General features: G+C 69.5%; 19 protein-coding genes. 5 read left to right on the forward strand and 14 right to left on the reverse strand.

Translation table 11 applies throughout. The annotated features are described in order from the left end of the window. Positions 1–60: 60 nt before the first annotated feature. The 4 genes from OG984_RS19450 to OG984_RS19465 are packed head-to-tail and all read right to left on the reverse strand — an operon-like array spanning position 61 to position 4,142. Positions 61–2,733, reverse strand: a complete 2,673-nt coding sequence (locus tag OG984_RS19450; protein WP_328527852.1) for an ABC transporter permease — start codon at positions 2,731–2,733, stop codon at positions 61–63. Then, complete coding sequence (locus OG984_RS19455; RefSeq protein ID WP_008356071.1) at positions 2,730–3,452, reverse strand: ABC transporter ATP-binding protein; 723 nt, start codon at positions 3,450–3,452, stop codon at positions 2,730–2,732. The genes OG984_RS19450 and OG984_RS19455 overlap by 4 nt, the downstream gene beginning before the upstream one ends. Continuing rightward, positions 3,445–3,594, reverse strand: a complete 150-nt coding sequence (locus OG984_RS19460) for a hypothetical protein (protein ID WP_328527853.1) — start codon at positions 3,592–3,594, stop codon at positions 3,445–3,447. The genes OG984_RS19455 and OG984_RS19460 overlap by 8 nt, the downstream gene beginning before the upstream one ends. Then, the gene (locus tag OG984_RS19465) at positions 3,591–4,142 is read right to left on the reverse strand and encodes a PadR family transcriptional regulator (RefSeq protein WP_040754676.1); all 552 of its coding nucleotides are present in this window, start codon (positions 4,140–4,142) and stop codon (positions 3,591–3,593) included. The genes OG984_RS19460 and OG984_RS19465 overlap by 4 nt, the downstream gene beginning before the upstream one ends. A 182-nt stretch (positions 4,143–4,324) precedes the next feature. Between OG984_RS19465 and OG984_RS19470 the strand changes: the two genes are divergently transcribed. Beyond that, entirely contained in the window at positions 4,325–7,141 is a 2,817-nt protein-coding gene (locus OG984_RS19470; RefSeq protein WP_328527854.1) for a M4 family metallopeptidase, read from the forward strand. 27 nt (positions 7,142–7,168) lie between these two features. Here the strand turns inward: OG984_RS19470 and OG984_RS19475 are convergent, their stop codons facing one another. The 5 genes from OG984_RS19475 to OG984_RS19495 all read right to left on the reverse strand — a co-directional run bounded on the left by OG984_RS19475 (position 7,169) and on the right by OG984_RS19495 (position 13,322). Then, the gene (locus OG984_RS19475; RefSeq protein ID WP_328527855.1) at positions 7,169–7,489 is read right to left on the reverse strand and encodes a hypothetical protein; all 321 of its coding nucleotides are present in this window, start codon (positions 7,487–7,489) and stop codon (positions 7,169–7,171) included. A gap of 81 nt (positions 7,490–7,570) precedes the next feature. After that, positions 7,571–8,998, reverse strand: coding sequence for a DUF4232 domain-containing protein (locus tag OG984_RS19480; protein ID WP_328532374.1), 1,428 nt, complete (start codon positions 8,996–8,998; stop codon positions 7,571–7,573). A 151-nt stretch (positions 8,999–9,149) separates the two neighbouring features. Next, positions 9,150–11,327 (reverse strand): 3-hydroxyacyl-CoA dehydrogenase NAD-binding domain-containing protein, encoded by a 2,178-nt coding sequence (locus OG984_RS19485; RefSeq protein ID WP_328527856.1) that lies wholly within the window; start codon positions 11,325–11,327, stop codon positions 9,150–9,152. A gap of 135 nt (positions 11,328–11,462) precedes the next feature. Continuing rightward, positions 11,463–12,674, reverse strand: a complete 1,212-nt coding sequence (locus OG984_RS19490) for an acetyl-CoA C-acetyltransferase (RefSeq protein ID WP_008356061.1) — start codon at positions 12,672–12,674, stop codon at positions 11,463–11,465. Positions 12,675–12,728: 54 nt separating this feature from the next. Then, positions 12,729–13,322, reverse strand: coding sequence for a MerR family transcriptional regulator (locus OG984_RS19495; RefSeq protein ID WP_040754673.1), 594 nt, complete (start codon positions 13,320–13,322; stop codon positions 12,729–12,731). Positions 13,323–13,457: 135 nt separating this feature from the next. Between OG984_RS19495 and OG984_RS19500 the strand changes: the two genes are divergently transcribed. Continuing rightward, positions 13,458–14,606 (forward strand): acyl-CoA dehydrogenase family protein, encoded by a 1,149-nt coding sequence (locus OG984_RS19500; protein ID WP_008356058.1) that lies wholly within the window; start codon positions 13,458–13,460, stop codon positions 14,604–14,606. 114 nt (positions 14,607–14,720) lie between these two features. Continuing rightward, positions 14,721–15,239, forward strand: a complete 519-nt coding sequence (locus OG984_RS19505) for a GNAT family N-acetyltransferase (protein ID WP_328527857.1) — start codon at positions 14,721–14,723, stop codon at positions 15,237–15,239. 91 nt (positions 15,240–15,330) lie between these two features. Here OG984_RS19505 and proC read toward each other — a convergent pair whose 3' ends face one another. Then, positions 15,331–16,179, reverse strand: coding sequence for a pyrroline-5-carboxylate reductase (proC, locus tag OG984_RS19510; protein ID WP_442940907.1), 849 nt, complete (start codon positions 16,177–16,179; stop codon positions 15,331–15,333). 54 nt (positions 16,180–16,233) lie between these two features. Between proC and OG984_RS19515 the strand changes: the two genes are divergently transcribed. Beyond that, entirely contained in the window at positions 16,234–17,853 is a 1,620-nt protein-coding gene (locus OG984_RS19515) for a Coagulation factor 5/8 type domain-containing protein (RefSeq protein ID WP_328527858.1), read from the forward strand. A gap of 185 nt (positions 17,854–18,038) precedes the next feature. Here OG984_RS19515 and OG984_RS19520 read toward each other — a convergent pair whose 3' ends face one another. Both OG984_RS19520 and OG984_RS19525 read right to left on the reverse strand, forming a co-directional pair. Next, complete coding sequence (locus tag OG984_RS19520; protein ID WP_328527859.1) at positions 18,039–18,440, reverse strand: DoxX family protein; 402 nt, start codon at positions 18,438–18,440, stop codon at positions 18,039–18,041. A 71-nt stretch (positions 18,441–18,511) separates the two neighbouring features. Next, entirely contained in the window at positions 18,512–21,928 is a 3,417-nt protein-coding gene (locus tag OG984_RS19525) for a bifunctional proline dehydrogenase/L-glutamate gamma-semialdehyde dehydrogenase (RefSeq protein ID WP_328527860.1), read from the reverse strand. Positions 21,929–22,041: 113 nt separating this feature from the next. Between OG984_RS19525 and OG984_RS19530 the strand changes: the two genes are divergently transcribed. Next, the gene (locus OG984_RS19530; RefSeq protein WP_328527861.1) at positions 22,042–22,959 is read left to right on the forward strand and encodes a LysR family transcriptional regulator; all 918 of its coding nucleotides are present in this window, start codon (positions 22,042–22,044) and stop codon (positions 22,957–22,959) included. A 10-nt stretch (positions 22,960–22,969) separates the two neighbouring features. Here OG984_RS19530 and OG984_RS19535 read toward each other — a convergent pair whose 3' ends face one another. Both OG984_RS19535 and OG984_RS19540 read right to left on the reverse strand, forming a co-directional pair. Next, positions 22,970–23,638 carry a TetR/AcrR family transcriptional regulator gene (locus OG984_RS19535; RefSeq protein ID WP_328527862.1) on the reverse strand — a complete coding sequence of 223 codons (669 nt, stop codon included), beginning with the start codon at positions 23,636–23,638 and terminating at the stop codon, positions 22,970–22,972. Positions 23,639–23,735: 97 nt separating this feature from the next. Further along, positions 23,736–25,250: a flavin-containing monooxygenase gene (locus OG984_RS19540; protein ID WP_328527863.1), complete on the reverse strand. Its 1,515-nt coding sequence runs from the start codon at positions 25,248–25,250 to the stop codon at positions 23,736–23,738. Positions 25,251–25,346 lie beyond the last annotated feature (96 nt).

A 25,346-nucleotide genomic window follows, 5' to 3' on the forward strand; every position in this document is an offset into this window, starting at 1 on the left:
GTGGGCGACGAAACTCGAGTTTCGTCGCCCACAACTAAGGATTCGGCTCGCCAGAAGTCCCTATTCGACGCGGGCGACCATCGGGAGCCGGCCGCGGGTGGTGACCGCGACGATGAGCGCGATCAGCAGCGGCAGTCCGACGACCACGATCCCGACCAGATCCCAGGGGATCTCGAGGTAGTGCGCGGCGACGCTGTCACGCTCCGGCCAGCCTTCGGTGGTGATCGGATAGCTGATCGCGATGCCGGGCACGAAGCCGATCAGCGCGCCCGGAATCGCCCCGAGCAGCGCCACGACCAGGGCGTACGAGGCAGCGACCCCGCGCCGCGTACGCGTCCTGGCACCGACCGCCGAGAGGGTCGCCAGGTCTGGGCGGGCGTCGTTGATCGCGAGGTGGGTCGCGGTCAGCGCGCCGCCGATCATCAGCACGGACCCCAGGGTGACCAGGAGGATCCAGACGATCACGACGGAGTCCCTCTCCACATAGCCGCGCTCGACCAGGATCGTCGTGGAGAACTGGCCGGCGGCGAGGGCCTCGTCGAGATCGGTCTCGGCCTCGGCGCTGAGCCGGGCGTTCTCGACGTAGAGGCCCGTGACCTGCGGTTCGACACGGAGCTTCTCGGCCATCGCGGGCGTCACGACCGCGTACGCAGGCGCGGCCCGCTCACCCACGTCCAGATAGGTCGCCGGCACCTCGACGGTGGCGACGTCACGGTCCTCGCCGTCCTCCTCCGACCACTCCCTGACGACCAGGTGCGCGGATCGCGAGGACAGCAGCTTGTCGTCGGTGGTGAACACCACCGCTCCGGAGGACCGCAGCGTCTCGGCAGCGGTGGCGGCGTCACGCTCGGACAGCGATCGCGCCACCACCGGCGGGAGGCTCCCGTCGGCGCCGGCGACGATGAGGTCGCCGAACTCGCCCAAGGTGGTGTCGAGCGAGACCATCGCGCCGTCGCCGCTCTCGACGGCGACATAGCGTCCGTCGTCGTCGACCACCGCGCTGGATGTCGGTGTGGCCGTCGCCCCGGGGATGGCCTTCTCGACCTGCGCGGCGATGCTCTTCCACCGCGCCGCCGACTCGTCGGCATCGGTCTCGTCCTCGGTCTCGCTGTGTCGCGGATGCACCACGGCGTCGCCGATCGCGAAGGCAGGCAGATAGCTCTCCTCGTTCTGCTCCTGATCGCTGCTGAACGCGATCCCGAGCGTGACCACCCCGACCACCGTCACCGCGATCGCCCCGGCGGCAGGCACCGTCCGGGTGCGGTGCCGGTCGGCGTCGCGCGTCGCGAAGCGGATGACCAGCGGCATCCGGGCGCTCGACCGAGCCGCCAGCGAGACGAGGACCGGCAGGATGAACAACAGCCCGGCCACGCAGAGCAGCACGCCGAAGGCGATCGGGATGCCGCTGAGTGCGTTCCGCGTGCCGAACGCCGCGGCTGCGATCCCGGCTGCGATCAGCACGAGGCCGATGAGCGGCGACCGGCGCGAGGGCAGGCTTTCGGAGCGCCGCCCGGCCAGCACGCTGACGACGTTCTGCCGCGAGGCGATCCAGGCCGGCACGATCGCCGCGCAGATCGCGGCCGCGAACCCGATGACGGCGACCGCCAGGACCTGCAGCCACGGCACCTCGAACGGGCCGAACCAGGCCGAGACCTGATCCTGGGCGAGCGGCTGGAGCAGCCGCGCCAGCCCGACCCCGAGCACGGCGCCGATGACCGCCGCCACCGCACCGATGACGATCGCCATCCCGAGCAGGACGCGCCGCGACTGGCGCGCGGTCCCTCCCGAGGCCGCGATCAGCGCGAGGTCACGCGCCTGGCGCCGGGCCGCGACCGCGAACGCCGGCCCGGCCAACAGGACCACCTCGAGGATCACCATGACCACGATGAGGACGATGACCACGACCTCGGAGGGGTCCGGGACGCCCATCGGCGGACGGATGTCCTTGTCGGCCGCGAGCGCGGCGGGCGACGGGTCCAGGACGACCGAGCGCGAGAGCACGAAGGCGCCCGCCGCGTTCAGGTCCTCGATGTCGGACCAGGTCACCGGCGCGCCGCCGACCAGCCAGGTCGAGCGGTCACCGGCGTAGTCGACCGGAAGGTCGGGCCCGGCAACGAAGGCGTCGTTGCGTACGGTCGACGACTCGACGACGCCGACGACCTTGCGGACCTCGTCGAGGTCGCCGTTCGGGATCTGCAGCTCCTCGCCGATACCGGGTCCCCGGAAGGCAAGGGTCGAGTTGACCACGACCTCGTCCGGCCCCTGAGGCAGGCGGCCTTCGGTCAGCCGCGTCAGCCCGGCGGCGAGCGGGTCGTTCAGATCCGTCTCCAGACCGCTGACCCAGGTGACCCCCTTGTCCGTGCGTACGTCGAAGGTCCGGTCCATCACCTCGAGCATCGGGCGCTCCCCGATGACCGCCTTGACGCCCGCCGCGTCGAGCGGGTCGGCATCGGAGTCCTCGAGCCACTCGGACGCGTTCTCGGGGTCGATCCCCTGCCGGACCGCGCCGGCCGCCTGGACGTCGATGCTGGCCGCGGCCGCGGTGCCGAGGCGGCGATCGAGGCCTTCGACGGTGTCGACGTCATAGGTCTGGTACGTCACCGCGACCGCGGTCACGCCCGCCACCGGCAGCGCGATCATCAGGACGACCAGCAGGCTGCGCCACTTCGCCCGCCAGGCCTCGCGCTGCCCGATACGAAGCGCGAGGCGCCATCCGCCGAGACCCGAGCTCATGCCTCCACCTCGTCAGCGAACACCGTGCTCGGCGTCTCGCCGGCCTCGTCGACGACGAGCCCGTCGCGCACGTAGATGACCCGGTCGGCCCAGCTGGCGTAGCGCGGCTCGTGGGTCACGAGCACGCCGGCCGCACCCGCGTCGCAGCGCGCGCGGATCAGCTTGAGGATGTCCTCGCCGGTCTCGGTGTCGAGGGCCCCGGTCGGCTCGTCGGCCAGGATCAGGCGGCGTTCACCGACGATCGCACGGGCGATCGCGATCCGCTGCCGCTGGCCACCCGACATCTCGTCGGGGAACCGGTCGGCGAAACCGTCGAGCCCGACCTCCTCGAGGGCCGTCCTCGCCGCCGACCGCGCCGAGCGGCGACCGGCGCCGTCGAGCTCCAAGGGCAGCGCGACGTTCTCGGCGGCAGTCAGGGCCGGGATCAGGTTGAAGTCCTGGAACACATAGCCGATCGACGTACGCCGCAGCTTGGCGCGCCCGCTGATCCCGGCCTCGCCGAGGTCCTGGCCGTCGACCGTCACCGACCCAGAGGTCGGCGAGTCGAGGCCACCGGCGATCGTCAGCAGCGACGACTTCCCGGAGCCGCTCGGCCCCATGATGGCGACCAGCTCACCGGCGTACGCTGCAAGGCTGACGCCGCGCAGGGCGTGGACCTCGGCAGCGCCGGTGCCGTGGACGCGGCTCACATCGGTGAGCCGGAGGACGGGTTCACTCATCGGTGGACTCCTTGGTCGTGGTGGTGCCCGGCCTGGCGGGCGTTGCATGGGTGCGGCGGCTCAGCCGCTCGCGGGCGTCGGCGAGCCAGCGGTCCTGGTCGTGGCTGAGGCGGCGCAGGTCGTGGGCGAGTGCGGCATTCATCGGTCCCCTCCTTCGACGGGCTCCGGAGCGGTGCTCGACGCGGCCGCCCGGCGGAGCCGGGCCTCGCAGTGGTCGAGCCAGCGGATCTCGGCCTCGGCCGCGAAGACGAGCCGGTCGAGGACCAGCCCTCCGGCGAGGTCGTCCCCCGCACCGGACCGCGACTGGCGCCGGTACCCCTGGAGCGCCTGCATCGTCGCGTTGCGCTGCTGCTGGACGACCTTGCCGACGTCCACGCTCGGCACCGCGACCGCGACCGCGAGCTTGATCGCGAGCTCGTCGCGCTGTGGCTGCGTACGCTCCACGGGGGTGTCGAACCACCCCTTGACCTCGACCTTGCCGGCCTCGGTCAGCTGATAGAGGGACCGTCCCTCCGCGTCGGTCCCTCCGGCCTCGACGAGGCCGTCACGCTCGAGTCGCGACAGGGTCGTATAGACCTGCCCGACGTTCAGCGGCCAGCTGGCGCCGGTGCGCTGCTCGAACTCGGCGCGCAGCTCATAGCCGTAGCGCGGCTTCTCCAGCAGCGCCAGCAGTGCGTGCTTCACGGACACTCGATCACCTCCCTAGTTACTGAGTATGTATATACCGAGTATGCACCGGGTCGCAAGTCGCGAAAATACGGGCGACGGCACCTGCGCCTGCCTGGGAGACTGCTGGCCGCTGGTTCGGGCCGGCGGTCTTTTGTCGGCCCGTGAAACTCCTCCGGGCCGCTCCCACTCCCGAAGGAGTCGAAGTGTCAGCTCGTAGACGCGTCGTCGCCCTGACTGCGACCGCACTTGCCCTCGGCGGGCTGAGCGTCATTCCGATGGCCCCGCCCGCCTCCGCCGAACCCGACCCGGTCGCGACCTACCAGGACCGTGCCGACGTCCCACTCACCATCCATCGCACCACCGACGGCATCGCCGACTTCATCGGATCGAAGACCGAGGCCGTCGACCCGCTGGGGGCCACCGTCAAGCCCGCCAAGGCGGCTCGGACCCACCTCGACCGCGCCGCCGAGGCGCTGGGCACCGACAAGAAGGACCTGCGCGAGGCGTCGACCAGCAAGGCCGTCGGCGGCGGGTCGGTGACCAGGTTCGAGCAGTACGTCGAGGGCCTCCCGGTCCTCGGCGGCGAGGTCGTCGTCGGGCTGGACAGGGACCGCGGCCTCACCTCCGCGGCCACCAACCTCTCCGAAGCCACGAATGTCGCCGGGCCCGACGAGTCCGTGCGCACGAAGGCCGAGGACGCGGCCAGGGCCGTGGTCGCCAAGGCCAATCACGGAGCCACCGGCCTCACCGTGAATGACGAGGGCGCCTGGCTCTACGACGACGACCTGATCAGCGGGCCGCGGATCGGCGAGACCAGCGTCTTCCGGTTCTCGGTGACCAACGGCTCCACCATCCGTGAGACCGTGCTCGCTCACGCCGGCACCGGCCGCGTACTCATGCACATCAACGAGATCGCCCATGCCAACCGCCGCGTCTGCGACAACGCCAACGTCCGTGCCGCGGCGACCGGGTGCGCCGAGACGAGCTCGACGGTCAAGCGGCGCGAGGGCGACGCACCGTCCGGCATCGCCGATGTCGACAAGGCGTACGACATGCTCGGCGCGACCTCGGACCTCTACGCCTCGCTCGGGCTGGACCTGACCGAGGAGATCGGCTGGTCCAGCGGCGCCACCGCCAAGGCGATCACCGCCACGACCCGCTACTGCGAGCCGACGGAGCCGGGCTACACGCCGCCGTGCCCGATGGACAACGCCTTCTGGAACGGTCAGCAGATCTACCTCGGCCAGGGCCTGGTGGTCGACGACATCGTCGGACACGAGCTGACCCACGGCGTGATCGAGCGCAGCTCGAACCTCTTCTACTGGTACGAGTCGGGCGCCATCAACGAGTCGATGGCCGACATCATGGGCGAGATCGTCGACCACCGCTACGCCACCCCCGGCGACTCGCCGACCGACTGGCGCCTCGGCGAGGACTCCTCCTTCGGCGCGATCCGCGATCTTGCCAACCCGACGGTGCACGACCAGCCCGACCGGATGACCAGCTCGCTGTGGGAGGCCGACGACCTCAGCTACTACGCCGACGGCGGCGGGGTGCACACGAACAGCGGGGTCGGCAACAAGACGGCGTACCTGATCTCCCAGGGCGGCACCTTCAACGGCCGCACCATCACCGGCATCGACGCCGGTGACCCGACCCTGCAGAAGACCGCGACGCTCTACCTCTACGCCATCCAGCACCTCGTCTCCGGAAGCCAGTACGCGGACCTGCGCCGCACCCTCGCCAACGGCTGCTCGGCTCTGGTGGCCGCCGGCACCGCCGGCTTCACCGCAAACGACTGCACTCAGGTCAACCTCGCCACCGACGCGACCGAGCTGGCCAAGTCGCCCACGAAGGCGGGCGCGACCCGTCCCGCGGAGGCGCCCAACACCTGCCCCGCCGGGAGCACCGGCAAGGCCGCGGTGGCGACCCCGTCGCTCAGCCGCGGTGTGCTGTGGAACCCGGCACCCGACGCGGCGCAGGGCATCCCCGCGAACGACCGCGACGGCAACGGCTCCGACTTCGGCATGAACCCCGACCCGGAGACGTACGGCGACCCGACGGCCAGCGGCCTGACAACGGCCGCGATCAACGTGCCGGCAGGGAAGCGGACCTATCTCCGGTTCAGCCATTGGTACCTCTTCGAGTGGTACACCGGCAGCGACCCCGCCTACCCCACGCCCGAGTACTACGACGGCGGCGAGGCACGGTTACTGGTCAACGGCGTCGCGACCGCCATCCCGTCCACGGCCTGGGTGAACGGCCCGAAGCAGAAGCTGCTGCTCAACAGCCCCACCCGGCCGCTGACCGGCTTCGGTGGTGACTCCAACGGCTGGATGAGCTCTCGGGTCGACCTGTCCGCGTTTGCCGGCAAGACCGTCCAGTTCCAGTGGGTCGTACGCGGCGACAACGTCGGCTCGTTCATCGGCTGGTTCGTCGACGGGATCGAGCTCTACACCTGCAACCCGCTGACCATCGCGAGCACGGCGCCGCCGACGATCAGCGGCACCCCGCGGGTGGGCTACACCCTGACCGCGACGAAGGGCTCGTGGAGCCCGACGGCCACGTCGGTGAAGTACCAGTGGCTCAGGAACGGGGTCCCGATCTCGGGCGCCACCGCGTCGACCTACAAGCTCGCCGGCGCCGACCACACCAAGGAGATCCGGGTCCGAGTGACGGCGTACTCCTCGACATGGCCGGCCGCCAACCCAGGCGTCAGGGCGAGCGCAGCGACCGCGAGGATCGCGGCCGGCTACCTCACCGCGGCCACGCCGACGATCGGCGGCACCCGCAGGGTCGGCTACCTGCTCACCGCCTACCCCGGCGCCTGGAAGCCCTCCGGGATCACGTTCAGCTACCAGTGGCTGCGCAACGGCGTCGCGATCTCGGGCGCGACGGGGAAGACGTACCGCCTCCGGTCCGTCGACCGCGGTGACCGCATCCGCGTCCGGGTGACCGGCCGCAAGGCCGGCTACTACACCAAGACCGCCACCTCGGCGGCCACCAGCACCATCCGCTGACCCGGATCCGACCCGGCGACGGCGCGCTCAGTCGCCGTCGTCGAGTCGGCCGGGATGCAGCAACAGGTCGACCTCGTCGATGACCACCTCGGTCACGACGCCGGCCGCGAGGCCGTCGATCCGGATGCCCTCCAAGGTGCCGTAGAGGCCATCCGGTCCGGTCAGCCACTCGAGCACCTCGTGGAAGCCGGGGATCGCCACGGTCATCGAGTCGGAGGCGAGCCGGACGATCCGCCGGTGCCGGGTCACCACCAGGCACTCGCTGCGGCGGGCCCGCCGCAGCAGCGAGGCCACCACGAGGCCGATCGCGACCACCGCGATCACCAGAACCGTCGCCGTCTCCCCCATGGCCCGAGTCTTCTCGGCTCGGGCTCGATTCCGAATGGGCGCTGCCACCCATTCGTCCGAGCGCCTACGTCGCCGCAGATGTCAGTCGATGGCCTGTGCCCACGGGCTGATCCTCACCTCGGCCCCGTCGAGGATGTCGAGACCGCTCGGCCCGTCGATTACCGCGACACCGAGCGTGGTGGGCGTGCTGCCGGGCATCGCGGTCACGAGCAGCTCGGTCGTCACGTCCGGGTCGTTCGCGGTGGACATCGCCTGCCAGTCGATCACTGCCATCACCGACTGCGCCGGAGGGACGACGACGCGCTCGGGGACCATCGAGGGTTCGTACGGCTTGACCATCACCTCGGTCTGTCGAGCGCCGGCGGCGTTCAGGAACGCGACATCGGGTACGCCCTCGATCGCACAGGCTCTACGGCCGAGGTTGCGGGCCCGAAGCCACGCCTGCCGCGATCCCAGAGCCGCGTCCTGGCCGCCGAACGTGACCTCGAGATCCGATGGCCGGCACGGCGGCGCGGCTGGGTCGATGGGCCAGGGCGTACCGTCACCGAACGGCGGCATCGTCGTCGGCGCCGGGGTCTTCCCTCCGACCCAGCCCTCGACCCTGCCGCCGCGCGTCCCTTCGACCACGTACTCCAGCGGCTGTCCCGACCCCACGGGATAGCCCTGGTAGGCGGTCAGCCACCTGCTGACGTCGCTGATCACCTGGTCACCCTCGGCGGCCTCGATCAGGACGATCAACGGTTCGTACGGCGCAGCCAGCTGGGCCGAGGTCACCGACGGCTGCTCGGAGGCAGCCACCACGAACCTCACCGCCGCCGGATCGGGCACCTCGTTCGACCGGTACCACGCATCACCGCCACGAAGATCCACCGGGCGCTGCCGGTCGCGGGCGACCGCGGCCAGTGCGGCCAGGCGGGCCTGCGGCGCCTCTACGTCAGCCTTGGCAGGAAGCCCCGTCTGCGGGTCGGCGACGGTCGACGACACCGACGTCGCCCCGGCCTCTCGCAGCGTGACGGCATCGGCGAGCGCGTCACCGATGGCTTCACCGGGGTTCAGACCACGCTCGATCACTGTGATCCGGGTCGGGCCCATCGTGAACGAGACGCCGGTCCGGTCAGGCCCCGCCTCCGGCGCAAGTCGGGTGATCTCGGGGCGAACCAGCCGGAGCACCTCCTTGCTCGCCGCGGCCGCCTCGGCCCCCGTCAGATCGTCCTCCAGGGACACCTCGACGCTGACCGAGTGCTCCTCACGGTCGGCCTCCCCGAAGTCCTCCCCCGGGATGCGACGGGACTCGTCGACGGCCAGCACGTCGCGTACGCCGGGGACGGACCGCCACTCGTCGGAGATATCGAGGATCTTCGACACCGGCTCCGGCGTTCTCGTCCCGGCCGCCGACACACCGGGCCGGACCCAGAGCACCGCGACCGTGCACCCGACCACGACCAGCAGGACGAGCGCGACGGCCGCGATCCCCATCCGGACCTCGCGCCTGTGGGTGCTCCCCGGCATCGCCACGTACGTCCTCCTCGACCTCTGCGGAAGGCAAAGAGTCGCACAGGACGAACCGCGTCTGCCCCGCAAATGGCGAACCGGCACGGTTCCTTCACAGGATCCGTGCCGGTTCACCACATCACTGTGGAGATGGGTCAGACGGGACTGGTCAGGCGGGGAAGCCCTCACCCTTCGCCGCGAGGTCGCGGAGGTACTGCGTGGGGCGGAACCGCTCGCCGTACTTCTCGGCCAGCTCGTCGGCACGAGCCAGGAACGCCTCGATGCCGATCGAGCCGTCGGCGGCCTCGTAGCCGGTGATGAACTGGGCCGCACCACCGGTCTGCGGCGGGAAGCCGATGCCGAAGATGGAGCCGATGTTGGCGTGCGCGGCGGAGGTGATGACACCTTCCTCGAAGCACTTCGCCGTCTCCAGGGCCTCGATGAAGAGCATCCGCTCCTCGGCGTCCCGGATCGGGATCTGCTCCTCGGCGACCGGGAACACGGTCCCGAGGTCGGCCCAGATCGAGGTGCGCTTGCCGTCGACGTAGTCGTAGAAGCCGGCACCCTTGAGCTTGCCGGAGCGACCCGCCTCGATGAGGGGGTTGAGGACCTTCTCCGTGGTGGTCAGTTCCTCGATGCCGGCAGCCTCCCGCGTCGTACGAGCGATCTTGACCATGAGCTCGTGGTTGAGCTCGTCGGCGATCTGCAGCGGCCCGACCGGGAACCCGGCCTGGGTCGCGGCGCGCTCGAGCGAGTAGGGCGCGAAGCCCTCGGCGAGCAGCTCCAGGCCCTCCTGGATCTGCGTGCCGATGACGCGCGAGGTGTAGAAGCCACGGCTGTCGTTGACGACGATCGGGGTCTTCTTGATCTGCTGGACGATGTCGTAGGCCTTGGCCAGCGCGACGTCGCTGGTCTCGGACCCCTTGATGATCTCGACGAGCGGCATCTTGTCGACGGGCGAGAAGAAGTGCAGGCCGATGAAGTCGGCCGGGCGGTCGATGCCCTTGGCGAGCTCGGTGATCGGCAGCGTCGAGGTGTTGGAGCAGAGCACCGCGTCCTTGTTGACGAACGGGGCGATCTCGTTGAAGACCTTCTGCTTCAGCGACACGTCCTCGAAGACCGCCTCGACGACGACGTCGACACCGGCGAAGTCCTCCGGGGCGACCGTCGGGGTGATCCGGTTGAGGATCTCGTCAGCCTTCTCCTGGGAGAGCTTGCCGCGCGAGACCGCCTTCTCGTTGAGCTTGGCGGTGTAGGCCTTGCCCTTCTCGGCCGACTCGATGGCGACGTCCTTGAGGACGACCTCCGCACCCGCACGGGCGAAGGAGTACGCGATGCCCGCACCCATCATCCCGGCACCGAGCACGCCGACCTTCGTCGCGGTGAACTTCTCGACGCCGTCAGGACGCAGCGTGCCGGCGCCGATGGCGCCGAGGTCGAAGAAGAACGCCTGGATCATGTTCTTCGACTGCTGGCCGGTGACCAGCGAGACGAAGTAGCGCGACTCGATCCGGGTGGCGGTGTCGAAGTCGACCATCGCACCCTCGACGGCGGCCGACAGGATCGCCTTCGGCGCACGCATGTCGGACTGCTTGAGCTGCTTGCGCAGGATCGGCGGGAACGCCGGCAGGAAACCGGCGAGAGCCGGGGAGGTCGGCTTGCCACCGGGCATCTTGTAGCCCGGCTTGTCCCACGGCTGCGCGATCTCGTCGGGGTTGGCCTTGATCCACGCCTTCGCGGCGGGCACGAGCTCATCGGGGGAGGAGACCAGCTCGTGGATCAGGCCCTTCTCGAGGGCAGCGGCGGGCTTGAACTTCGTGCCCTGGCCGAGGACGTCCATCAGGCCGGTCATGATGCCGAGAAGGCGGACGACGCGGGTGACGCCGCCGCCACCGGGCAGCAGGCCGAGGGAGACCTCGGGCAGACCGATGTCGTAGCGGGCGTCCAGCGCGATCCGGTGCTGACAGGCCAGCGCGATCTCCAGACCGCCACCGAGGGCGGCGCCGTTGATCGCCGCGACGACCGGCTTGGGGAAGGTCTCCAGCTTGCGGAGGGTGGCCTTGATCGACTCGACCTCCTCGAAGACCTGGGCGCCGTTCTCGGGCCGCACCTGGATCATGTTCTTGAGGTCGCCACCGGCGAAGAAGGTCTTCTTCGCGGAAGCGATCACGACGCCGGTGACGCTGTTCTCATCGCTGGCCGCCTCGGCGTACAGCTTCTCGACGGCCTCCGCCATCGAGGTCTTGTACAGCTCGTTCATGGTGTTGGCCGACTGGTTCGGGTCGTCCAGGGTCAGCGTGACGATGCCGTCGGCGTCCTTGTCGTAGCGGACCGCGGTCTCGCTCATTTGTTCTTCCTCACGTTTGGGCCGGCTCGGGCCGGAATGTTCGTCTAGGTATGCAGGGAAGCCGTCACTTCCCGCATGGAACTCCGCTAGGGGTGTGGATGTTCGGCTGCATACCTAGCCGAACATCCACCCGGCTCAGACCAGCTCGACGATCGTCGCGATACCCATGCCGCCACCGACGCACAGCGTGGCGAGGCCGCGCTGCTTGCCCTGACGCTCGAGCTCGTCGACCAGGGTGCCGAGGATGATGGCACCGGTCGCGCCCAGCGGGTGGCCCATGGCGATGGCGCCGCCGTTGACGTTGGTGATCGACTCGTCGATGCCCATGTCCTTCATGAACCGCATCGCGACGGCGGCGAATGCCTCGTTGATCTCGAACAGGTCGATGTCGTCGACGGTGAGGCCGGCCTTGGCCAGCGCCTTGCGCGAGGCCGGCGCCGGGCCGGTGAGCATGATCGTGGGATCGGCGCCGGAGACGGCGGCCGAGACGATCCGGGCGCGCGGGGTGAGGCCGTTGGCCTTGCCCGCCTCCTCGGAGCCGATCAGCATCAGCGCGGAGCCGTCGACGATGCCGGAGGAGTTGCCGGCGTGGTGGACGTGGTCGATCTTCTCGACCCAGTGGTACTTCGCCAGCGCGACGTCGTCGAAGCCGGCCTCCTGGCCCTGCTGGAGGAAGGACGGCTTGAGGCCGGCCAGCGTCTCGGCGGTGGTGCCGGGGCGGATCAGCTCGTCGTGGTCGAGCACGGTCAGGCCGTTCTGGTCCACGACCGGGATGACGGCGTCCTTGAAGTAGCCGTTCTCCCAGGCGGCGGCCGCCCGGGCGTGCGACTGGGCGGCGTAGCGGTCGACGTCCGCGCGGCTGAAGCCCTCCAGGGTCGCGATCAGGTCGGCGCCGATGCCCTGCGGCACGAAGCCGGTCTTGAGGGCGGTGTCGGGATCCTGCGCCCAGGCGCCGCCGTCGCTGCCCATCGGCGCCTTGCTCATCGACTCCACGCCACCAGCGAGGATGAGGTCCTCGAAGCCGCCGCGTACGCGGGAGGCGGCCTGGTTCACGGCCTCCAGCCCGGAGGCGCAGAAGCGGTTGAGCTGTACACCCGCGGTCGTCTCGGGGAGACCGGCCTTGATGGCGGCGGTCTTGGCGATGTCACCGCCCTGCTCGCCGACGGGAGTGACGACGCCGAGCACGACGTCGTCGATCAGCGCCGGGTCGAGGTTGGGGTTGCGCTTGCGAGCCTCATCGATCAGGCCGACCACCAGGTCGATCGGCTTGACCTCGTGGAGCGCTCCGGTCTTCTTACCCTTCCCGCGCGGCGTGCGCAGGTGGTCATAGATGAATGCTTCAGCCATGCGCCGATTGTGACACTAAAACTGTCACAGTCAACAGGGTGTTGCCCAAAAGCTTCACGACAGATTGCGGGAGATCGTCCGGTTCACCGCGTCCTGGAAGCTCACCACGATCGCCTCGGTGGTCAGCTGCCGCAGCCGCGGGAGCACCTCCTCGAGGTGCTTGGCCTCCTCGGGGCTGTGGTGGGTGCGCCGGAACGGATCGACGACCTGGTCGCGCAGGATGACGTTGAGCTCGGCGGCGAGCTCGGCCATGAGACGTGATGTCGCTGCGTACGCCGCCGCGAGGGCGTCGCGCGGCAGCCCCAGCGCGATCAGCTCACGCCCGATCCTCGCCTGGATGTCCTCAGTCGGCTCCGTGGCCCACGAGGTGATCATCGCCCGCTGCATCGCGAGGTCCTCACGCGTGATGTCGGCGGGGAGCCGGGCAAGGTAGCGCTCGATCGCCTGCAGCGTGAACCCGTGCTCCTGGAGCGCCCTGACCAGGTCGAGCCGAGCACGGTGCTCGGGACCGTAGTAGGCCACCCGCCCGCGACGGATCGGTGCCGGGATCAACCCGAGGCTCGCGTAGTAGCGCGTGGTGCGCACCGAAAGCCCCGTGGCGGTCGACAGCTCATCGATCGTCATCAGCTCATCGGTCGTCTCGGTCATGCCAGGGACCGTAGACCAAACCATTGCCACTTCGCCAGTGTTACTGTCACAGTTGCTCCGTCGCCCATCACGACAATGCGGTCTGCGTCACAGTGGTGAGGCATCATTAACCGGGTACGTCTACGGAGGAGTGTCATGCCCCAGAAGCCCACCATCTACGAAGCCGAGCACGAGGACTTCCGCGCCACCGCGAAGGCGTTCTTCGAGAAGGAGGTCGTGCCCTTCCACGACCAGTGGGAGAAGGACGGCATCGTCCCCCGCGAGCTGTGGAAGAAGGCCGGCGACACCGGGCTGCTCTGCTTCGACGTCGACGAGGAGTACGGCGGGCCCGGCATCAAGGACTTCCGGTTCAACTCGGTCCTCCACGAGGAGATGGCGAAGATCGGCGCCAGCGGCCCGGGCTTCTTCGTCCACACCGACATCATCGTCCCCTACATCTCCCACCTCGGCACGCCGGAGCAGAAGGCCCGGTGGCTGCCGGGCTGCGTCTCCGGCGACATCATCACCGCCGTCGCGATGACCGAGCCGGGCGCGGGTTCAGACCTCCAGGGCGTACGCACCACCGCGGTCGACAAGGGGGACCACTACCTCCTCAACGGCTCGAAGACGTTCATCTCCAACGGCATCAACGCCGACCTCGTCATCGTGGTCGCCAAGACCAACCCGGAGGCCGGCGCCCACGGCATCTCGCTGCTCGTGGTCGAGCGCGGCATGGAGGGCTTCGAGCGCGGCCGCAACCTCGACAAGGTCGGCATGAAGGCGCAGGACACCGCCGAGCTCTCCTTCACCGACGTGGTCGTACCGAAGGAGAACCTCCTCGGCGAGGAGGGCTCCGGCTTCATCTCGCTGATGACCCTGCTGCCGCAGGAGCGCATCTCGGTCGCCTCGATCGCCGTCGCCGCGGTCGAGCAGGTCCTCGAGCTCTCCCTCGACTACGCCCGCACCCGCGAGGCCTTCGGCCGCCCGATCGGCCGCTTCCAGAACACCGCGTTCACCCTCGCCGAGATGGCCACCGAGGCCTACCTCGCCCGCCTGTTCCTCAACGACGCCGTCACCCAGCTCAACGCCGGCACCGCCGACACCGTCCTGGCCTCGATGGCGAAGTGGTGGACCACCGAGCTGCAGAAGAAGTTCGTCGACCAGGGCGTCCAGATCCACGGCGGCTACGGCTACATGATGGAATACCCGATCGCCAAGGCGTTCATCGACAGCCGCATCCAGACCATCTACGGCGGCACCACCGAGGTGCAGAAGCTGATCATCAGCCGCCACCTCGGGCTGTAGGTCACATCGGTCGGCTCGCGAGCTCAGCAAGTGGGTCGACCGAGGCAGCGCCGGGTCCTCACCGGGCCTGGCTCGACGTCGGCGCCGGACAGGTCCGTGTGCGAGTCTGTCCAGGTGTCGCACTCGACCGACCCGGACGCCATCCGTCTTGCCCCGATGACGCTGGAGCAGGCCGAAGACATCACGGGCTGGCGCTACCAGGCGCCTTACGACGTGTACGACATGGTCGGCGTGAGTCCCGACGAGTTGGTCGATCCGGACGCCGGCTTCTACTCCGTCATCGCAGGCGACACCCTGATCGGCTTTCGCTCCTTCGGGCCCGATGGCCAGGTGCCGGGATGGGACTACGACGAGTCCGCACTCGACACCGGGGGCGGAATGCGCCCCGAGCTCACGGGCCAGGGACTTGGCCGGGTCGTCATCGCGGCAGGTCTCGAGTTCGGTCGGAGCCGGTTCGCGCCCGCAGGGTTCAGAGTCACCGTCGCGTCGTTCAACGCCAGAGCGCTACGAACTGTGGAATCCCTGGGCTTCGAGCGAGTCGGGACCTTCAGAGCGACCCGCAGCAACCGCGACTTCCAGGTCCTCGCCCGCGTCGAGCATCGACGACACGAGGGCCCAGAGCCGCATGTTTGACAGTCTCGACCCAAGCAGACGTCGAACGATCCGAGAAGTGGTCGATCTGGGCCCGAGACGCTCCCCTCGGGCCCAGATCGACCACTTCTCGTCAGGAGAGCTCTTGGCTGCGTACGTAGGCGGCGCGGGTGGCCTCGAGGAAGGCCGCCCGCAGGCCGTTCTTCTCGAGCGCGCCGAGGGCGGCGGCGGTGGTGCCGCCCGGGGAGGTGACCTGCTCACGGAGGACCGCGGGGTGGGTGCCGCTCTCGAGCAGCTTGGCGGAGCCGGTCAGGGTCTGGATGACGAGCGTGGTGGCGTCGTCCCTGGTCAGACCCAGGTGGACACCGGCCTCGATCCAGGCTTCGGCGACGAGGAAGACGTACGCCGGGCCGGAGCCGCTGATCGCGGTGACGGCGTCGATCTGCGACTCGGGGACGGTGACGACCTTGCCGACGGCACCCATCAGGTCGGCGGCCGTCGCGACGGCTTCGGCCGTCGCCTTGGCGCCGCCGGCGACCGCAGACATGCCCTCGCCGACCAGCGCCGGGGTGTTGGGCATGACCCGCACGACCGAGACACCGTCGGGGACGGCGGGCTCCATGGCCGAGGTTGGCACACCGGCGGCCAACGAGACCACCGTGGTGCCCTCTCGCAACGCGGACGCGATCGACTCCAGCACCGGCACGACGCCATAGGGCTTCACGCCCAGCACCACGACGTCGGCCTCGGCGACAGCCTCGGCGGCGGGCAGCGTACGGATGCCGTGCTTCTCCCGGAGCGCGGCGGCCTGCTCCTCACGCGCCTCGACGACGATGACGCTCCGGGGGGAGTGCCCCGCCTCGAGCAGCCCGGCCAGCACGGCCCCGCCCATGTTGCCTGCACCGATGATCGCGATGGTCATGCTCGCCAGTCTGTCAGAGCGGATGACCTGCGCGGATAAGCCCCCAAGCAGCCCAAGCAACTGCTAGGTTGCGATACCCACACCCGTACTCGCCGCTGGTCATCGGGAGGCCACATGCGCATCAGACGTACGTCCCTGCTTGCTGTGATCGCCCTCGCGGTGACGGTCGCGATGGTGGGTCCGCCCGCCTCCGGTGACGATGTGGAGCGGCGGCTTCCCTCGCCGGAGTCCGAGGTCAACGTGACCAGCGAGCCATTCACAGGCACCGCTCCGGACGGCACCGTGCGCGGGCTGATCGACGCCCACAGCCACATGTTCATGCAGGACGGGATCGGCGGCGCGGCGGTCTGCGGGAAGGCGTGGTCGGCGAACGGGATCGCGGACGCGCTCAAGGACTGCCCCTCCCATGGCATCGCGGGTGAGACCGCGCTGCTGGAGAACCTGACCCGCTCGGGCAGCCCGCTCGGATTCCACGACACCACCGGCTGGCCGTCGTTCAAGGACTGGCCGGCCTACGACTCGCTGACCCACCAGCAGATGTACTACCGCTGGGTCGAGCGTGCCTGGCGCGCCGGCCAGCGCATCCTCGTGGTGCAGCTGACCAGCAACAAGGCGCTGTGCGCAATCAACCCGGGCACCCACCAGTCCTGCGACGAGATGACCGCGGTGCGGAAGCAGGCCAAGGACGCGTACGACACCCAGGCCTTCATCGACGCGCAGTACGGCGGCGAGGGCCGCGGCTGGTACCGGATCGTCACCGACGCCGGCCAGGCCCGCGAGGTGATCGAGGACGGCAAGCTCGCCGTCGTGCTCGGCGTGGAGACCTCCGAACCGTTCGGCTGCTCCCAGAAGCTGCGGCTGCCCTCGTGCACGCGGGCCAACATCGACGCCGGGCTCGACGAGCTGAAGTCGCTCGGGGTGTCGTCGATGTTCCTGTGCCACAAGTTCGACAACGCGCTGTGCGGGGTCCGCTACGACAAGGGCACCACCGGGCTGCTGATCAACGCCGGCCAGTTCCTCACCACCGGGACGTTCTGGACGCCGAAGGCCTGCGATCCCGGCCAGCCCCACGACAACAATCCGCGCCTCGTCGACCGGCCGGCCGAGTTCGCCTGGCTGCCGCAGCCGCCGATCTATCCGTCAGGCACGGTGTGCAACCCCTACGGCCTCTCCGCCCTGGGTGAGTACGCCCTCCGCGGACTGATCAAGCGCGGCATGATGGTCGAGGTCGACCACATGAGCGCCAAGGCAGCCGACCGCACCCTCGACATCCTCGAGGAGACCGACTACCCCGGCGCTCTCGCCAGCCACTCCTGGATGGACGAGCGTTACCTCGACCGGCTCTACGCCCTCGGTGGTTTCTCGACGATCTACGGCCACAGCACCGACCAGTTCCTGGCGGAGTACGCCCGCACCGCTCCCGTCCGTGACCGCTACGGCGCGGGCATCGGGTTCGGCTTCGACATGAACGGCTTCGGCGGCACGCCGGGGCCGGCGAAGACGCGGGTGGGCTACCCGTTCCAGAGCATCCTCGGTGACTCCGTGGTCGACCGCCAGGTCACCGGCCAGCGGATCTGGGACTACAACACCGACGGCGTCGCGCACTACGGGATGGTCCCCGACTACCTCGAGGACCTCCGCCTCACCGGCGGCCAGGACGTGATCGACGACATCGTCCGCGGGTCGGAGTCCTACCTGCGTACGTGGGCGGGGGCACGCTCAGCAGCACACTGACGAGCAGGCGTGCCGAGTCGGCGCATCTGACCCCGTGCCTCGCGAAGCGAAGCGAGACGACCGGAGCGAGGCCGAGCGGCGAGCTTGCTCGTCCGCTCGTGCCGAGCGAGGGAGTGACCGCGCGAAGCGCGGAGCGAGAGGGGTCGGATGCGCCCGACTCGGCAGTCATGTCAGAAGCAGGCGATTCAGTCGTCTCGAGAACGCCTCATCCAGCCCCCGGCGAACAGGGCCCAGAGAACGAGCACAGGCTGGAAGAGCAACCGCACCAACCTCTTGGTGTCCGTGTCGAGACCGAACGCGTCGACCCCTTCCACGTACTGCGCGATGTTGCCGGGAAAGATCGCCACGAAGAACGCGGCGAGGAGCGCTCCGACGAGCCGCCGCCTGGCCGGAAGAGCGACGAAAGCCAGCCCGAGACCGATCTCGACGACCCCCGAACCGAGGACGGTCAGGTCCTCGTCGATCGGGAACCAGCTGGGCACCTGCGCTCGGAACTCGTGTCGCTGGGTGGTCAGGTGCGCCACCCCCGCGCCCATCATCGCCACGCCCATCAGGAGACGCACGATGGTTCGCGCGATCGAAATCATTGCACCACTGTAGGAGAGCGAGCAGACCTCGACGGGTCGACCACCGATGGTCGACCCGTCGAGGGTGCCTGTCAGAAGAGGTTGTCCACCAGCGGCGTCGGGGAGCCGAAGCGGTGGGCGGTGACCGAGACGGCCTGCTCGTGCAGGAAGGTGAGCAGCTCGACCCGGCCGGCCTCGACGACGGGCTGGGCGTAGAGGGCGATGTCGACCCGGCCCTGGCTCGCCTCGGCGAAGACCTCCCGCGACCCACCCAGGAGACGTACGCGGCTGGGCGCATACGGACCGGAGAGGATCGACGCCCACGCAGCCATGTCCTCGACGACATAGGTCACACCGGTGGCGCGCACCAGCGAGGCGGTCTCGTCGTCGAGCGCCTCGGCGACGGAGACCGTCACCGGAGCGCCAGCGGCGACACCGGCGGCGAGGACCCGCAGCAGGTGAGCGACCGGCCCACCCTCGTAGCGGATGGTGACCGGCACCGGCGAGTAGCGCAGCACGTTGACCTCCGCGGTCAGCCGCGAGACGTCCCGGGCAGCACCGAACTCGCGCTCCCAGGCGACCGCGTCCGAGCCGGCCCCACGCTTGAGCATCTCGATCTCGTCCAGCTGCAGCCGGTCGGCCCAGTCGACGAGCGACCGGACGGCAGGGGACGGCGTCGCAAGCTCGGTGGCCGGGGCGGAGACCCAGTCGCTGAGGCCGACGAGGTAGTTGGGGCCGCCAGCCTTGGTCCCGGCACCGACCGCCGACTTCTTCCAGCCACCGAACGGCTGGCGGCGCACGATCGCACCGGTGATGCCGCGGTTGACGTAGACGTTGCCCGCTTCCACCGACGAGAGCCACTGCGAGATCTCGGCCCGGTCGAGACTGTGGATGCCCGCCGTGAGCCCGTAGTCGACCTGGTTCTGGATCTCGATCGCCTCGTCGAGCGAGGAGGCCGAGATCAGGCCGAGGACGGGACCGAAGTACTCGGTCAGGTGGAACTCGGAGCCACGCTTCACACCCGTCTTCACGCCCGGCGACCAGAGCCGGCCGGTGTCGTCGAGCTGGCGCGGCTTCACCAGCCAGGACTCACCCGGGGCGAGCGTCGTCAGAGCCTTGAGCAGCTTGCCGGAGGCGGGCTCGATGACCGGGCCCACCTGCACCGTCGGGTCGGTCGGGTAACCAACGCGAAGCGAGGTCACCGCGTCGATGAGCTGGTCGCGGAAGCGGCGCGAGGTCGCGACCGAGCCGACCAGGATGCCCAGCGACGCCGCCGAGCACTTCTGTCCGGCGTGACCGAAGGCCGAGTAGACGAGGTCCTTGACGGCGAGGTCGAGGTCGGCGTCCGGCGTGACCACCAGCGAGTTCTTGCCAGAGGTCTCGGCCAGCATCGGCAGGTCCGAGCGGAACGAGCGGAAGAGCTCGGCGGTGTCGAACGCACCGGTGAGGATGAGACGGTCGACCAGCGGCGAGGCGATCAGCGCGCGACCGACCTCGTTCTCCGGCACGTGCACCAGCCGCAGCACCTCCTTCGGCACCCCGGCGGCCCACAGCGTCTCGACCAGCACCGAGCCACAGCGCTGTGCCTGCGGGGCCGGCTTGATCACGACGGCCGATCCTGCCGCGAGCGCCGCCGCGACACCACCGGTCGGGATGGCGAGCGGGAAGTTCCACGGCGGGGTGACCAGGGTGAGGCGTACGGGCACCTGACGCGCGCCGTCCACGAGGTCGAGCTCCTCGGCCAGGCTCGCGTAGTAGTTGAGGAAGTCGATCGCCTCGGAGACCTCGGGGTCGCCCTGGTCGAGCGTCTTGCCACACTCCGACGCAGCGACCTCGAGCCACTCGGCGCGGCGTCGCTCGACCTCGACGGCTGCGGCCCGCAGCACCGCGGCACGCTCGGCACCGGACTTGCGGCCCCAGTCGGCCTGGGCGCCGACGGCACCTTCGAGCACCGACTCCACGGCCTCGACCGAGGTCACGGTGTGGTCGGCGACGAGCTGGTCACCCAGCGTCGAGGAGCCCACCCGGGCGATGATCGCCTTGCCCCACTCCCGGTTGCCGGGCAGGTGCGGGTCGGTGTCCGGGGTGTTCTCGAAAGGCCGGGCCACCGGCGCGTCTGCCACCGGCTCGCGCCGGTCCTGGGTCCGGTTGGGCGGGGGAACGGAGTCGTCGACTGCCGCGAGGGAGCGTACGAACCGCTCCTTCTCGCGCTTGTAGAGCGCCTCGGATGAGTTGAGGTCGAAGACCGCCGACATGAAGTTCTCGGTGCTGGCGCCCTCCTCGAGGCGACGCACGAGGTAGGCGATCGCGACGTCGAAGTCCTTGGGGTGCACGACCGGCACGTAGAGCAGCAGGCCACCCACGGTCTCCCGGACCGCCTCAGCCTGGCCCTCGGCCATGCCCAGCAGCATCTCGAACTCGACCGAGTCACGAACCTGCCGCTGACCAGCCAGGATCCAGGCGTACGCCACGTCGAACAGGTTGTGGCCGGCGACGCCGAGGCGCACGTTGGCCATCCGCTCGGGCGTCAGCGCCCAGGACAGGACCCGCTTGTAGTTGGTGTCGGAGTCCTGCTTGGTCGACCAGGTCGCGACCGGCCAGCCGTGCAGCGACGCCTCGACGTGCTCCATCGGGAGGTTGGCGCCCTTGACCAGTCGCACCTTGATCGGCGCGCCCCCACGCGCGCGCCGAGCGGCCGACCACTCCTGGAGGCGCATCATCGCCGCCATCGCGTCGGGCAGGTAGGCCTGCAGGACGATGCCCGCCTCCAGGTCGGCGAGCTCGGGACGGTCGAGCAGCCGCGTGAAGACGTCGATGGTCATGTCGAGGTCGCGGTACTCCTCCATGTCCAGGTTGATGAACTTCTTCGTCCCGGCGGCAGAGGACTTCGCGGCGTAGGTGTAGAGCGGGAGGAGCCGCTCGACGACGTGCTCGACGGCCTCGTCGTAGGCCCAGACCGCGTGCGGCGCGACCGGCGAGGAGACCTTCACCGAGACGTAGTCGACGTCATCGCGCGCGAGCAGCTTGCGGATCCCGGCCAGGCGCCGGTCGGCTTCCTTCTGGCCGAGGACGGCCTCACCGAGGAGGTTGATGTTCAGCGAGACACCGCGCTCGCGGATCCGCTCGATCTGCTTGCCGAGCCGCGCGTCGGAGGCGTCGATCAGCAGGTGCCCCACCATCTGCCGCAGCGCACGGCGCGCCACCGGGATGACGAACCAGGGCGCGACCAGCGACATCAGCGCGCCGAGCTTCACGCCCAGCTTCAGGTGCCAGGGCAGGAACGAAGGTACGTTGCCGGCCAGCTCGCGGAGGCTGGCCGCCGCCACGCGTACGTCCTCGGGGCGGATCACCCGGTCGACGAACCCGACGGTGAAGTCGAGCCCGGCAGGGTCCTTGAGTACGTCGGCGAGGCGCTGTGCGGCCGGGGCGGCCGGCTTGGTCGAAGCCTTCGCCAGCCAGCCGCGGACGAGGTGGTCTACCTCGGCGATGAGCGCGTCATTGGTGGTCATAGAGCCGAGTATGCGACCGGAGTCACGTAAGATAAAGCGATGTTTCGTGGAGATTATTCGTAAGGAAAACTGAACCATTTGTCTCGGGCTCCGCTTCGACAGGAGGGAAAGCCATGCTCGACGTCCGCCGCCTCCGACTCCTCGCCGAGCTCGCCGCGCGCGGGACGCTGGCCGAGGTCGCCGAGGCCCTCCACCAGAGCCCGTCGTCGGTCTCCCAGCAGCTCGGCCAGCTCGAGCGAGAGGTCGGTGTCCCCCTTCTCACCAAGGCGGGAAGGCGGGTCCAGCTCACCGCTGCGGCCGAGGTGCTCGTCGAGCACACGACCGAGATCCTGGCCCGGCTCGAGGCGGCCGAGGCCGCGGTCACCTCGCTCGGCGACGAGACCGCCGGCACGGTGCGGGTCGCGGTCTTCCAGTCCGTCGCCCTCGCCTACATGCCACAGGCGCTCGCCGACCTGACCCGGCGCCATCCGCGGCTGCGGGTGATGCTGTCCCAGCGCGCGCCCGAGCAGGCGCTCCACGACCTCGCCCTGCGCGAGCTCGACCTGGTGGTCGCCGAGCACTACCCCGACCACGGCGCACCGCACTTCGACGGCCTCGATCGTCAGCCGCTCACCACCGACCGGCTCCGGCTCGCCCTCCCACCCCGCGGCTCCGGGGCGATCTGGGACAACATCACCTCCCTCGCCGAAGCCGGTTGCGTCCCGTGGGCGATGGAGCCGCCGGGCACGGCGTCACGCCACTGGATCGAGGAGCAGTGTCGGCGGGCGGGCTTCGAGCCCGAGGTCCGCTACGAGACCGACGACGTCGAGGCCCACGTCGCGCTGGTCGAGTCCGGCAACGCGGTCGCCCTGCTCTCCGACCTGATGCGCGTGCGCCACCGCACCGCGGTGCGGCTCATCGAGCTGCCGGGGTCGCCGCGGCGTACGGTCTTCACCGCTACCCGCACCGCCATCGCCGACTCCCCGGGCATCATCGCGTGCCGGGCCGCGCTGGCCCGCGTGGTGCCGGCGGACCTGACGCTGCCCGGCTGATCCGGACCGGTCAGCCGAAGAGGTCCTCGAGCGGCTGGTCGTGGTCGATCGAGAGCCCGTACGCCGTTGCGCGGGTGTCGATCATCGCCAGGACGGCCTCGGTGACGACCGAGGTCAGATGCTCGGCGTCGGGAATGCCCTCGCCGACATGGACCCAGCGGCGTACGGCACCGAAGACCATCCCGATCAGGCCGTAGATCAGCGGGTCCACGGCCTTCTTGTCGATCTCGGAGATCTCCACGCCGCCCAGCTCGAACGCCGCCAGCATCAGCTCCTTGATCCGCTCCGCGACCCGGTCGAGGCCCTGCTGCAGCGGCCCGGTGCCGTTCGGCGCGGTGTCGACGTCGGCGACCTGGTGCAGGAGTGGGTGCTCGAGCGCCCAGTTGACGTAGGCGCCGACCGTACGGGAGATGATCTGCCGGATCGATCCGGTCAGCTCCATCGCCGGGAACAGCTTGGCCCACAGACCGGCGAGGATGTCGGCCTGGATGGCGAGGTCGAGCTCGCGACGGTCGGCGAAATGACGGTAGACCACGGACCGGGAGAGCCCGGCGGCCTGGCCGATCGCCTGCAGGCTGACGTTGACGCCCTCGGTCTCGATCAGACCGATCGCGGCGTCGACGATGCGCTTTCGTCGGTCATCGTTGTGACGCTTCCAGCGAACTGCCCTGCCATCCATGGTGGGACCATCGTAGTCCCACGTACTTCACACCGGGCCCGGAACGCCTGTCACAGTAATCACAGGCACGAATCACGGGCCCGGTGCCGGAACCGGTTCAGGCGAACCGGATGACTCCGTCGGCGACGTCGGCCCCGAGCGCCTTCATGTCCACGAGGTAGTTCTGCTTCGCGGTCCACGGCGCCCGGTCGCCGGCCTTCGGCATGAGCTCCAGCGAGCGCTGGATGTAGCCGGAGGCCAGGTCCATGAACGGCCGCTCCTCGACGCTCGGGTCCCGCGAGACCGAGGCGACGTCGTAGCCGTTCTCCCCCATGAAGTCGAGCAGCCGGATCACGTAGTCGGTGACCAGGTCGGCCTTGAGCGTCCACGACGCGTTGGTGTAGCCGATCGTGTAGGCGAAGTTGGGCATCCCGGTGATCATCAGGCCCTTGTAGGCCATCTGGTCGGGCAGGCTGACCGGCTCGCCGTCGACCGTGTAGTCGAGGCCGCCGAAGAGCCGGAGGTTGAGCCCGGTCGCGGAGATGACGATGTCGGCCTCGAGCGTCTCGCCGGACTCGAGCTCGATGCCCTTCGGCACGAAGGTCTTGATCCGGTCGGTCACCACTGCGGCGTACCCCTCACGGATCGACTTCATCATGTCGCCGTCGGGGACGAAGCAGATGCGCTGGTCCCACGGGTTGTAGGGCGGGTTGAAGTGCTTGTCGACGTAGGCGATCGCCTCGTCCTTCGTCATCCCGGGACGGCCCCCGCGGGCGGTGAGCCCGTTGATCCACTGGTCGCGGATCACCTTCTTGACGACGCCGGGCGCCCGGCGGGCCAGCTGGTAGGTGCCGACGGTGAGGAGGATGTTCTCCCAGCGCACCGTCTCGTGGCGGACCGTCTCACGCAGGCGCTTGAAGGGAAGCCGGCCGAGCAGCTTGAACGGCGCGGTCTTCAGCAGCGAGGCGATCGCGTCCTGACCCGGGCGGGAGAGGATGTACGTCGGGGTGCGCTGCAGCATCGTCACCTTCTCGGCGCGGTCGCTGCCGGCGCCGGCCAGGTTGGGCAGCAGGGTGACCGCGGTCGCGCCCGAGCCGATGATGACGACCTTCTTGCCGGCGTAGTCGAGGTCCTCCGGCCAGTGCTGCGGGTGCACGAAGGTGCCCTCGTAGTCGTCGAGACCGGCGAACTCCGGCTGGTAGCCGTTGGCGTAGTCGTAGTAGCCCGTGCAGTTCCACAGGAACTCGGCGGTGATCTCGGAGGGACCGTCGGCGGTCTCGACGGAGACGGTCCACTGCTTGTCCTCGCTGCTCCACGACGCACGGGTCACCTTGTGGCCGTAATGGATCAGCTTGTCGACGCCGTAGTCCTTCGCCGTCTGGCGCAGGTAGTCGCGGATCTGGTGCCCGTCGGCCAGCGCCTGCGCGCTCTCCCAGGGTCGCCACTTGAACGCGAACGTGAACATGTCCGAGTCGGAACGGATGCCCGGGTAGCGGAACAGGTCCCAGGTGCCGCCACTGGCATCGCGCTGCTCGAGGATCGCGAGCGTCTTCCCGGGGAGGCGCTCGCGGAGCTGTGCGGCGGCTCCGATGCCGGAGACGCCGGCACCGATGATCAGTACGTCGACATGCATGTGGGTCACGTTACCCGGGAGTACGTGCTTGCGACACCCTGTCCCGCAAACTTTTGCAAGCAAATCAGAAGATCAGCGATTGAGGAACGGCTCGGT

This window comes from Nocardioides sp. NBC_00368 (assembly GCF_036090055.1).
In the GTDB taxonomy this organism is placed as follows: Bacteria; Actinomycetota; Actinomycetes; order Propionibacteriales; family Nocardioidaceae; genus Nocardioides.